This window comes from Kitasatospora sp. NPDC051984, assembly GCF_044593455.1.
Lineage (GTDB): Bacteria > Actinomycetota > Actinomycetes > Streptomycetales > Streptomycetaceae > Kitasatospora.
The window spans coordinates 304,217-315,414 of the sequence record NZ_JBIUCB010000004.1; the positions used below are offsets into that span (position 1 = coordinate 304,217).

Genomic DNA, 11,198 nt, shown 5'->3' on the forward strand with positions numbered 1-11,198 from the left:
TCGGCCGCCGGACTCCCCGGCCCTCCGCGCCCGGCGATCGCGGTCCCTGCCCCCGGAGCACCCGCACCGAATCATGCGTGCCCAAACGGTCACCGCGCAGCAATTCCCGATGGGGTGAATCTCCCGGCCGCGGCCAACCACCGGACCGTTTCGACGTCCAGGGGGAACCACGGGCCCCGGCAAGGGCGGACAGCGATGCGGCCCAGGTCGCCGGGGCCACCCGGAAGCGCCGCCCGGGGTTCGGATCCTGCCCGAGTTCCCCGGAATTCCTCGGCGCGCGCTCGCGGCGCTGCGCACAGGAGCTGCCGGGGACGCTAATCTACGCTCAGGGGTCGACAAGTCCGGCATTTCGCCTGGCCAGGGAGCTCCATCGGCTGACGGTCGGTCAGCGGCCGAGGTAGGGCGGGTGGGACTCGAACCCACGACCAAGGGATTATGAGTCCCCTGCTCTAACCGGCTGAGCTACCGCCCCCCGACTCGACCCGCCGGGGCCGACACGCGGCCCTGGCAGCAGTGGACGGCCCCTCAGGGACGCCCCCGGCAGCATAGCCGGTCGGTCACCCCTGGTGCGCGCCGGGGGCGCATCCGGGCCCGCCCGTTCCCGTCCCGTCCGCGCCGCCCATTCGTGGCCCCGGCCACCGCCGTCCGGCGGACACCCCGACGGGCGAACCGCTCCGGAGCGACGGTGGCACCGCGCCGCACCGCGGGTGACGCTTGATCATCGGATCATCGGATCGGCGGCGAGTGGCGAGCGGGAGCGGGTGGCCGGGATGAAGCGGTCGGCGGGCGCGAGGGCCTTGCTGGCAACGGCGGTCCTGGCGGCGGCCTGCGGCCCGTCCGGCCCCACCGGAGGGGAGAGCACCACACAGCCGCCGGCGTCGCTGCCGTCGGGCGCCCTCGCCTCGCAGACCGGCGAGCACGGCTGGAACCGGGACCGGCTGCGGGCGGCGCTCGGCAGGCGTGCCGGGACGACTCACACCGCCCTGCCGACGCCGTTGAACAGCCGGGTGGGCGCGGTGTTCACGCACGCCGCGGACGGCGACCACTTCTGCACCGCCAGCGTGGTCGGCAGCCCGGCCCGGAACCTGATCGTGACGGCGGCGCACTGCCTGGTCGATCCCGGAATCGGCGCCTCCCGCACGGACCTGGTGTTCGTACCGGGCTACCGCTCCGGTGACGCGCCGTCGGGTGTCTGGCCGCTCGGCACCGTCACCGTCGACCCGAGCTGGCGCACCCGCGGCGATCAGGACCTGGACGTGGCGTTCGCCACCGTGCAGCCGCAGAACGGGCGGCAGGTGCAGCAGGTGCTGGGCGCCAACCGGCTCGGCACCAACCGCGGCTACACCCTGCCGGTGAAGGTGACCGGCTACCCCAGCAGTTCCGACGAGCCGATCACCTGCAGCAACACCACCGTCCGGCAGAGCCCGACCCAGCTGCGGATCGACTGCCCGGACTACACCGGCGGAACCAGCGGCAGCCCCTGGGTGACCGAGCTGGATCCGAGCACGCACACCGGCACCGTGGTCGGCGTGATCGGCGGTTACCAGCGGGGCGGCGACACCGCCGACATCTCGTACAGCAGTTACTTCGGCGACCGGGTGCGGATGCTCTACACGCAAGCGTCCCAGGCTTCCTGACACCCAGTCGGGCGGGCCCCACGCCGAGGCGTTTGCCGCTGCCGTGCGGGCCCTGGTAGATCTTGCTGCATCCTCCGCCCGGCACCCCGGGCGGGCCCGTCGAGCGGAAGCGAGTGACGGTGCCGCGCACCTCTCCCCGAATCGGCAGCGGCCCGGCCGCCGCGGCCTGCGCGCTGCTGCTCCTGCTGGGGGCGGCCGCGACCGGTTGCGACTCCGCCGAGCCGACCAACAGCGGCCCCACCGCCCGGCCCGCCCCCGCGGGTCCGCTGGGCAACCGGATCGGGCCGCTGTTCGTGGACGACACCGACGGCATGCGGGCCTGCACGGCCGCCGTGGTGCACAGCCGGGGCCACAATCTGCTGATCACCGCCGCCCACTGCGCGGCCCCGCGCGGCGTCCCGCTGGACGGTCTGGTGTTCGCCCCCGGCTACCGCGACCAGCGCGCCCCGTACGGGAGTTGGCCGGTCAACGCGGTGCTGGTGGATCCGCGCTGGGGGCCGGACGAGAACGAGGGGTACGACGTGGCGTTCCTCACTGTCGGCACGGTGCGCGGCCGGCAGATCGAGGACGCGATGGGCGCCTTCACGCTCGCCACCGGACTCGGCTTCGGGCTGGACGTCACCGTCACCGGCTATCCCAACAACGCCGTGTCCCCGATCACCTGCGAGGGCCTCACCACCTCGCGCAGCAATACCCAGCAGCGCTTCGACTGCGCCGGATTCACCGACGGCACCAGCGGCAGCCCCTGGGTGACCGAGCAGGGTCAGGTGGTCGGCGTAATAGGGGGTTACCAGCAGGGCGGGAACAGCCCGGAGGTCTCCTACAGCGTCGCTTTCGGCGACCGCCTCGCCGACCTCTACCGGCAGGCCGGCGGCTGAGCACCCCGCCGTAAGCCTCCGGGGTGCGGGCCCCGGCGGTACCGGGCGTGCGGAAAACACGAAGGCCCCTCGGCTTCACCGAAGGGCCTTCGCTCTGTACTGATCACCGTAATTACCGGTGAAGCTCCCCCAATTGGACTCGAACCAATAACCTGCCGATTAACAGTCGGCTGCTCTGCCAATTGAGCTATGGGGGACCGCGCTCCTCCAATTGGACTCGAACCAATAACCTGCCGATTAACAGTCGGCTGCTCTGCCAATTGAGCTATGGAGGATAGTGCTTCGCTTCGACCACCCCGGTCTCCGGATCTCTCCGGGCCCACGGTGCTCGCTGCGGGACATACATTAGCGCACTCAGGGGGGTGTTCCGCCAATCGCTTTCGGCAGCGGCCTCCCCCACCTCGGCCGCGGGCCGGTCCGGCGTGCCCCGCGCGCGCCGTACGGTGCGGACGGGGATGCTGGTGCACGGTGGCTCCGGCTGGCCCGGACCCGCCACCGGCAGGGCGGTTCACGGCCCGGCCGGACGGGTAGACGCGGCAGACAATCGCGCGGCAACGAAGGGTGGAACCAGGGCATGTGGAAGGTGTCGTTGATCGTGGGCATCGGGATCGGGTACGTCCTCGGTACCCGGGCCGGGCGGGAACGGTACGACCAGCTGGCCGGTGCGGCCCGACAGCTGCGGGAGAACCCGCGGGTGCAGGACGCGGCCGGCAAGGCCAAGCAGCAGGCGGGCGCGGTGGCCGGGAAGGCCGCGGGGGCGGTGGCCGACAAGGTCGGCGAGAAGCTGCCGAACTCGCTGACCGAGCGTGTCCCGTACTTCGCGAAGCACCAGGGCGAGGACGACGGCTGGGGCACCGTCCGCCCCTGATCGCACGGAACGTCACCGGTCGGCACGGACCGCCTCCGACCAGGCACGGAGGGTCGGAGGCGGGGCTGGTTCCGGTACCGACTGGGCAACACTTGCGGCAGTCGGGCCCGCCCCGGCCGCCGACTGCGGCATGATCTCGGCATGGCCATCGTCGCGGGCATCGACAGCTCCACCACTCGCACCCGGATCGTCGCGTGCGACGCCGACACCGGCGCCGTGCTGCGGCAGGGCCGGGCCCCCCATCCGCTGCCCGAGGGCGACGACGCCCGCTCCACCGAGGTCGACCCGCAGAACTGGCTGCACTCGCTCGGCGACGCCGCCGCCGGGGGCCTACTGGAGGGCGTCCGGGCGATCGGGGTGTCCGCCCAGCAGCACGGGCTGATCGGCCTGGACGCCGGCGGCGTCCTGGTGCGGCCCGCGCTGCTGTGGAACGACCCCCGCTCGGCGGGCTCGGCGGCCGCGCTGTTGGACGCGCTCGGCGGTGCGCAGCCCTGGGTGGAGGCGATCGGCGCGGTGCCGGGCCCCACGTACACCATCGCCAAGCTGCGCTGGCTGGCCGAGTTCGAGCCGGTGTCGGCGCAGCGGATCGCCGAGGTGCTGCTGCCGCACGACTGGCTGGTCTCCCAACTGTTGGGCGGCGCCCGGCGGCGCACCACGGACCGCGGCGACGCCTCCGGCACCGGCTACTGGTCGCCGATCACCGGCGAGTACCGGCAGGACCTGATCAAGCTGGCGTTCGGCCACGAACTGAAGGTCCCGGACGTGCTCGGCCCGGCCGAGCCCGCCGGGCACACCCCCGAGGGGCTGCTGATCTCGGCCGGCACCGGCGAGAACATGGCGGCCTCGCTGGGCCTGGGGCTGGTCCCGGGCGACGCGGTGGTGTCGCTGGGCGGCAACGGCACGATCTTCGCGGTGCACGAGCGGGCGGTGGTCGACCCGTCCGGCCTGGTGTCCTCGTTCGCGGACGCCACCGGCCGGCACCTGCCGATGGTGGCGACGCTGAACGCCGCCCAGGTGCTGCGCTCCACCGCCGCGATGCTCGGCACCGACCTGGAGGGCCTGTCGGAGCTGGCCCTGCAGTCCTCGCCGGGCGCGTACGGGATGGTCTTCCTGCCCTACCTGGACGGCGAGCGCACCCCGAAGCTGCCGCAGGCGGCGGGCACCCTGACCGGGCTGCGGGCCGAGTCGATGGCGCCGCAGCACGTGGCGCGGGCCGCCGTCGAGGGCATGCTGTGCAACCTGGCGGAGGCGCTGGACGTGCTGCGCGGGCACGGCGTCGCGGTGAACCGGGTGTTCCTGCTGGGGACGGCGGGCCGGCTGCCCGCCGTCCAGCAGATAGCCCCCCTGGTGTTCGGGCTGCCCGTGGTGGTGCCGCCGCGCGGCGACCACGCGGCGCGCGGCGCGGCCCGCCAGGCCGCCTGGGCGCTCGCCGGAACGGCCGAGCCCCCGCACTGGGAACTTCCGGACATCACCCTGCTCAACCCGGACCAGGAGCACGACCTGGCGGTCGGCAACGCGGTGCGCCAGCAGTACGCGGCGGTGCGCGAGCAGTTCCACCCGGAGACCGCCGCGAGCTCCTGACGGGCCGTCCGCAACCTTTCCGGCGAGACGACGCTGAAGATGCGTCAGGCGGTCCGGGGTGGCAACGTTGGAGGCTCCACCACTGGAGGGACGGTTCGTCATGGCGTTGCACAAGGGGCAGGCGCACGGGGACAACCGCCGGCTGCCGTTCAGCCCGATGCACGTACTGACCGACCCGCTGGGCGCGATGCAGGTGGCCCCGCCGCTGCACCAGCTGCCCAAGATGGCGATCCCGCCCTCGGTCGCGTACGAGCTGATCCACAACGAGCTGATGCTGGACGGCAACGCCAAGCTCAACCTGGCGACCTTCGTCACCACGCAGATGGACGAGTACGCGGACCGGCTGATGAGCGAGTGCCGCGACAAGAACATGATCGACAAGGACGAGTACCCGCAGACCGCGGAACTCGAGCGGCGCTGCGTGGCGATCCTCGCCGACCTGTGGCACGCGCCCGATCCCGGGGCGGCGGTGGGCTGTTCCACCACCGGCTCCAGCGAGGCCTGCATGCTCGCCGGGATGGCGCTCAAGCGGCGCTGGATGCGGCGCAACGCCGACCGGTACGCGGCCGGGGCGCGGCCCAACCTGGTGATGGGCATCAACGTGCAGGTCTGCTGGGAGAAGTTCTGCAACTTCTGGGAGGTCGAGGCGCGGCTGGTCCCGATGGAGGGCGACCGCTTCCACCTGACCGCCGATCAGGCCGTCGCGCACTGCGACGAGAACACCATCGGCGTGGTCGGCATCCTCGGCTCCACCTTCGACGGCTCGTACGAACCGATCGCCGAGATCTGCACCGCACTGGACGGCCTCCAGCAACGCTCCGGGCTCGACATTCCGGTGCACGTGGACGCCGCGTCCGGCGGCATGGTCGCGCCGTTCCTCGACCCGGACCTGAAGTGGGACTTCCGGCTGCCCCGGGTGGCCTCGATCAACACCTCGGGCCACAAGTACGGGCTGGTGTACCCCGGGGTCGGCTGGGCGCTGTGGCGGGACGAGGAGGCGTTGCCCGAGGAGCTGGTGTTCAAGGTCAACTACCTGGGCGGCGACATGCCGACCTTCGCGCTGAACTTCTCCCGGCCGGGCTCGGAGGTGGTCGCCCAGTACTACACGTTCCTGCGGCTCGGGCGGGCCGGGTTCCACGCGGTGCAGCAGGCCTGCCGGGACGTCGCCGAGTACCTGGCCGGGCAGATCGAGAAGCTCGGCCCGTTCCGGCTGATCACCCGGGGCGACCAGCTGCCGGTGTTCGCCTTCACCACGGCCGAGGGTGCCTCCTTCGACGTGTTCGACGTGTCCCGGCGGCTGCGCGAACGCGGCTGGCAGGTACCCGCGTACACCTTCCCGGAGGGGCGGACCGACCTGGCGGTGCTGCGCGTGGTGTGCCGCAACGGGTTCACCCGGGACTTGGCGGACCTGCTGCTCGGCGACCTGCGGCGGCTGCTGCCCGAGCTTGAGCGCCAGCCCGCGCCGCTCAGCGAGCTGGGCATGCCGCAGCGCAGCGGGTTCCACCACTGACGGGCCGCCGGGGGTCCGGTCAGTCCAGGTAGCCGCGGAGCTGGTCGGCGGAGGCGTGTTCGCGGAGCTTGCGGAGGGTCTTCGCCTCGATCTGCCGGATCCGTTCCCTGGTCACGCCGAACAGCTGGCCGATCTCCTCCAGGGTGCGGGGGCGGCCGTCGTCGAGGCCGTAGCGGAGCTGGACCACCTGGCGTTCGCGTTCGCCGAGGATGGCCAGCACCGCCTCCAGGTGCTCGCGCAGCAGCAGGAACGCGGCGCTCTCCGGCGGGGAGGCGGCGTCGGCGTCCTCGATCAGGTCGCCGAGGGCCACGTCGTCCTCCTCGCCGACCGGGGTGTGCAGCGAGACCGGTTCCTGGGCCAGTTTGAGGATCTCCCGGACCCGCTCCGGCGGCAGTTGGAGCACCAGTCCGACCTCGGCGGCGGTCGGTTCCACACCGCGCTCCTGCAGCAGGGAGCGCTGCACCCGCAGCACCCGGTTGATCAGCTCGACCACGTGCACCGGCACCCGGATGGTGCGGGCCTGGTCGGCCAGGGCGCGGCTCATCGCCTGGCGTATCCACCAGGTCGCGTAGGTGGAGAACTTGTAGCCGCGCGCGTAGTCGAACTTCTCGACCGCCCGGATCAGCCCGAGGTTGCCCTCCTGGACCAGGTCGAGCAGGGTCAGGCCGCGGCCGACGTAGCGTTTGGCGACCGAGACCACCAGCCGCAGGTTGGCCTCGATCAGGCGGCGCTTGGCGATCCGGCCGAGCACGACCAGCCGGTCGAGGTCGTCGGTGAGCCGCTCGTCCCCGTCCGGGGCGCGGTCGAGCGCCTCCTCGGCGAACAGGCCCGCCTCGATCTGGCAGGCCAGCTCGACCTCCTCGGCGGCGGTCAGCAGCCGGATCCGGCCGATCTCGCGCAGGTACTGCCGCAGCAGGTCGGCGGCCGGGCCGGCGCCCTCGTCCAGGGCGGCTTCCGGGGGCTCGTCGGCGAGGTCCTCGGCGGTGGGCTCGGTCTCGGCCTCCTGGGCCCCCTCGGATCCGGGGACCGTCCCGGCTTCGGCTTCGGGGTCCGTCGGGCCGGACTGCGGCTCGCCGGTGGGGAGTTGCGGGCCGGCCGGGCCGGGCTGGCGTGGGATCGCGGCGCCCCGGGCGGGGGCGGTCCGGTGCGGGCGGGCGACTGAGAGCTCCACGGGCATCCCTCCAGGGGCCGCGCGCGGCCTGGGGGTGCCGCGCCACACCGGAGGGGATACCCAGCCCGGCGGGCCCGGGCACCTGTGGGAGGCCGCGATCCGGACAAACGGCACCCGGCGCACGCCCGGGTGCCGCCGGGCGGGCGGGGGCGGTCAAGGGAGCGGCGGGGCGGGCGGGCGCCGGTCAGAGGGCGGCGACGCCGCGCGAGCGCAGCTGCTGGCCGTACTGCTGCAGGGCCCACAACTCGCTCTGCACCGGGTGCAGTTCCTCGGCGGTGGCCCGGTCGCCCAGTCGGCGCAGGTGGGCGCGCACCTCGTCGACCCGCCGGTCCACGGCCTGCAGGCGGAGCTTGACCAGGAACTCCCCCGCGTACACCTCGTCGGCCTTGCGGCGGGAGCGGATCGGCTCCACGGTCAGTTCGGTGACCAGGCCGCGGACCTGGTCGTCCGGGCTGGCCTCGCGGACGGCGGCGGTGAAGTCCGGCAGGTTCGCGCCGTACGCGGTGCCGCCGACCTGGCCGATGGCGCGGCGGACGGCTTGGTACGGCGGGGTGGGGAACTCGTCCTCGCCGTACTGGTCGAAGGCCGGGCTGACCAGATCGGGGTGCTGGAGCGCGAGCTTGAGCAGCTCGCGCTCGACGAACTGCGCCGGGTCGCGCGGGTTGAGCCGGAACGCCGGGCGCTCCGGACGGGCCGGCTGCTGCCCTGCGGGGTCGGGTCGGTGCAGCGGCCGGCGCTGGCCGTTCTGCTGGTTCTCCCGCTGCCAGCGCGCGAGTTGGGAGATCCGGCGGACCACGAACTGCTCGTCCAGGATGCCGACCATGCCGGCCAGCTGGACCGCGTACTCGTGCTGGATCGAGCGGTCCTTGATCTTGACGATGATGCCGGCGGCCTCTTCGAGCGCGGCGGCGCGGCCCTCCGCGGTGTCCACCCGGTGCCGGGCGACCGCCGAGCGGAGCGCGAACTCGAACAGCGGGACCGGGTTCTCGACCAGGGTGCGGACCGCATCGTCGCCCTGGGCGAGGCGCAGATCGCACGGGTCCATGCCGCCCGGGGTGATGGCGATGGAGGTACGGGCGGCGAACTTCTGGTCGTCCTCGAAGGCCCGCAGGGCGGCCTTCTGCCCGGCGGCGTCACCGTCGAAGGTGAAGACCGTCTCACCGCGGTAGGTGGAGGTGTCCATCAGCAGCCGACGGATGATCTTGATGTGGTCTTCGCCGAACGCGGTGCCGCAGGTGGCCACCGCCGTGGTGACGCCCGCCAGGTGACAGGCCATCACGTCGGTGTAGCCCTCGACCACCACTGCCCGGCCGGACTTGGCGATCTCCTTGCGGGCCAGGTCGATGCCGTACAGGACGTTCGACTTCTTGTAGATCGGCGTCTCGGGGGTGTTCAGGTACTTCGGGCCGTTGTCGTCCTCGCGCAGCCGTCGCGCACCGAAACCGACCACGTCGCCCGAGCTGTCCCGGATCGGCCAGACCAGGCGGCCCCGGAAGCGGTCGATCAGGCCGCCGCGCTGGCCCTGCGAGGCCAGACCCCCGACCGAGATCTCCTTGTCGGTGAAGCCGCGGCCGCGCAGGAAACGCACCAGGTGCTCCCAGCCGACCGGGGCGTAACCCACCCCGAAGTGCTTGGCAGCGGCCTCGTCGAAGCCGCGCTCGGCGAGGAAACGACGGCCGATCTCCGCCTCGGGAGTGGCCAGCTGCTCCTGGAACCAGGCGGCGGCGACCTTGTGCGCCTCGATCAGCCTGGTCCGCTCGCCCTGCTGGTGCCGGGGGCTGTAGCCGCCCTCCTCGTAGCGCAGGGTGACGCCCGCCTGGGCGGCCATACGCTCGACCGCCTCCGCGAACGAGCAGTGCTCGATCTTCATCAGGAAGGTGATCGTGTCGCCGGACTCACCGCAGCCGAAGCAGTGGAAGACGCCCTTGCCCGGGTGCACGTAGAACGACGCGGACTTCTCGTCGTGGAACGGGCACACGCCCTTCAGCTGGGCGCCGCCACCATTGGCCAACTGCACGTAGTCGCCGACCACGGCGTCGATCGGCAGGGCGGCACGCACCGCCTGCACATCCTCGTCCCTGATCCTCCCGGCCACTGGGAAAGTCTACGGGAGCGGCGTTCGTTCCAGCGGTCGCACGAAGCGGTCGCACCGGCTCCGGGCTCAGCCGGTCAGCTTGGCGTGCAGGGCCAGGGCGGAGGCGTCGGTCAGGGTGGCGATCTGGTCGATCACGGTGCGCAGCGCGGCGCGGTCGTCCTCGGCCTCCGCGTACTGGGCGGCGAAGACCGGGTCCAGCCCGTCCGGGGCGGTGCGCAGCAGGGCGTCGGCGAGTTCGGCGATCACCACGCGCTGGCGGGAGCGCAGCTGGGCCTGCTCGTCGCGCTGCATCACGTACCGGACGGCGACGGCCTTGAGCACCGCGCACTCCAGCCGGACGTCGCGCGGGACGACCAGCTCGGCGGCGTACCGGGTGAGCCGGCCCGGGCCGTAGCGGGCCCGGGTGGCCTGCTCGGCGGCCAGGCAGAACCGGCCGATCAGCTGGCTGGTGAGGTCCTTGAGGCCGGCCCGGGCACGGGCGGTGCCGTCGTAGGAAGTGGGCCACCATTCCTCGGACTGCAGGCGGTCGAGGGCTGCGGCGAACTCCTCCGGCCCGGCCTGGGCGGCGAACCGCTCGGCGATCTTGAACAGCTCGGCCCGCTCCTGCGGGGCACGCAGCGCCTCCGGGTCGATGTGGCCGGCCTGGAAGCCGTCCTCCACATCGTGGGTGGAGTACGCGACGTCGTCGGACCAGTCCATCACGGTGGCCTCGAAGCACCGGCGGCCGTCCGGCGCGCCGGTGCGCATCCAGCGGAAGACCGGAAGGTCGTCGCCGTACACGCCGTACTTGGTGGAGGCGGGGTCGGTGGGGTGGCCGCCGCGTGCCCACGGGTACTTGGTGGCGGCGTCCAGCGCGGCCCGGGTCAGGTTGAGGCCGACACTGCGGCCGGGCCACGGGGAGAGCCGGACCTCGGGCTCGTCGAGCGGGGCGAAGCGTTTGGGTTCCAGCCTGGTCAGGATGCGCAGCGACTGGGCATTGCCCTCGAAGCCTCCGCAGGCCGCGGCGGCCTGGTCGAGTGCCTCCTCGCCGGTGTGGCCGAACGGCGGGTGGCCGATGTCGTGGGCCAGGCAGGCGGTCTCCACCAGATCCGGATCGCAGCCGAGCGCCGCGCCCAGCTCCCGGCCGACCTGCGCGCACTCCAGCGAATGGGTGAGCCGGGTGCGCGGGAAATCACTGCGCATCGGCGCGACCACCTGGGTCGTCCCCGCCAGGCGGCGCAGCGCGGCCGAGTGCAGCACCCGGGCGCGGTCGCGCTGGAAGGCGGTGCGGCCGGGCCGCTTGTCCGGCTCGGGCACCCAGCGGGCTTCGGACTGCGGGTCGTACGGAGTGGTGGTCTTCATATGTCAGTCACGGTACGCCGGATGACGGACATTCGGACCTGCGCCGCGCGAACACCCGGCGCCGCCGCGGCAAATTGCAGAGACTTCTCTGCAAAGAGGTCTATGCAGAGAAGTCTC

General features: G+C 72.8%; 8 protein-coding genes and 3 tRNA genes. 5 read left to right on the forward strand and 6 right to left on the reverse strand.

Annotation, left to right across the window (positions count from 1 at the left end):
• Positions 1-398: 398 nt before the first annotated feature.
• Positions 399-472 (reverse strand) — tRNA-Ile (locus ACIHEI_RS10645).
• Positions 473-707: 235 nt separating this feature from the next.
• Here ACIHEI_RS10645 and ACIHEI_RS10650 point away from each other — a divergent pair.
• Together ACIHEI_RS10650 and ACIHEI_RS10655 are read left to right on the forward strand one after the other, a co-directional pair.
• Entirely contained in the window at positions 708-1,637 is a 930-nt protein-coding gene (locus tag ACIHEI_RS10650; RefSeq protein WP_396606361.1) for a trypsin-like serine peptidase, read from the forward strand.
• Between the two features lie 119 nt (positions 1,638-1,756).
• Positions 1,757-2,515 carry a trypsin-like serine peptidase gene (locus ACIHEI_RS10655; protein WP_387643186.1) on the forward strand — a complete coding sequence of 253 codons (759 nt, stop codon included), beginning with the start codon at positions 1,757-1,759 and terminating at the stop codon, positions 2,513-2,515.
• A gap of 124 nt (positions 2,516-2,639) precedes the next feature.
• Here the strand turns inward: ACIHEI_RS10655 and ACIHEI_RS10660 are convergent.
• Positions 2,640-2,712, reverse strand: a tRNA-Asn gene (locus tag ACIHEI_RS10660).
• A 5-nt stretch (positions 2,713-2,717) separates the two neighbouring features.
• Positions 2,718-2,790, reverse strand: a tRNA-Asn gene (locus ACIHEI_RS10665).
• A gap of 299 nt (positions 2,791-3,089) precedes the next feature.
• Here ACIHEI_RS10665 and ACIHEI_RS10670 point away from each other — a divergent pair.
• The 3 genes from ACIHEI_RS10670 to ACIHEI_RS10680 all read left to right on the forward strand — a co-directional run bounded on the left by ACIHEI_RS10670 (position 3,090) and on the right by ACIHEI_RS10680 (position 6,474).
• On the forward strand, positions 3,090-3,383 hold the full coding sequence (locus ACIHEI_RS10670; protein WP_387643185.1) for a hypothetical protein: 294 nt from the start codon (positions 3,090-3,092) through the stop codon (positions 3,381-3,383).
• Positions 3,384-3,524: 141 nt separating this feature from the next.
• Positions 3,525-4,964 (forward strand): FGGY family carbohydrate kinase, encoded by a 1,440-nt coding sequence (locus ACIHEI_RS10675; protein WP_396606362.1) that lies wholly within the window; start codon positions 3,525-3,527, stop codon positions 4,962-4,964.
• A gap of 100 nt (positions 4,965-5,064) precedes the next feature.
• Positions 5,065-6,474: a glutamate decarboxylase gene (locus ACIHEI_RS10680; RefSeq protein WP_396606363.1), complete on the forward strand. Its 1,410-nt coding sequence runs from the start codon at positions 5,065-5,067 to the stop codon at positions 6,472-6,474.
• Between the two features lie 19 nt (positions 6,475-6,493).
• On the opposite strand, the gene ACIHEI_RS10685 is transcribed toward ACIHEI_RS10680, so the two are convergent.
• From ACIHEI_RS10685 to ACIHEI_RS10695, 3 genes are all read right to left on the reverse strand, one after another.
• Complete coding sequence (locus tag ACIHEI_RS10685; RefSeq protein WP_396606364.1) at positions 6,494-7,651, reverse strand: sigma-70 family RNA polymerase sigma factor; 1,158 nt, start codon at positions 7,649-7,651, stop codon at positions 6,494-6,496.
• A 178-nt stretch (positions 7,652-7,829) separates the two neighbouring features.
• Positions 7,830-9,740: a DNA primase gene (gene dnaG, locus ACIHEI_RS10690; RefSeq protein ID WP_396606365.1), complete on the reverse strand. Its 1,911-nt coding sequence runs from the start codon at positions 9,738-9,740 to the stop codon at positions 7,830-7,832.
• Between the two features lie 66 nt (positions 9,741-9,806).
• Positions 9,807-11,081 (reverse strand): deoxyguanosinetriphosphate triphosphohydrolase, encoded by a 1,275-nt coding sequence (locus tag ACIHEI_RS10695; protein ID WP_392947413.1) that lies wholly within the window; start codon positions 11,079-11,081, stop codon positions 9,807-9,809.
• Positions 11,082-11,198 lie beyond the last annotated feature (117 nt).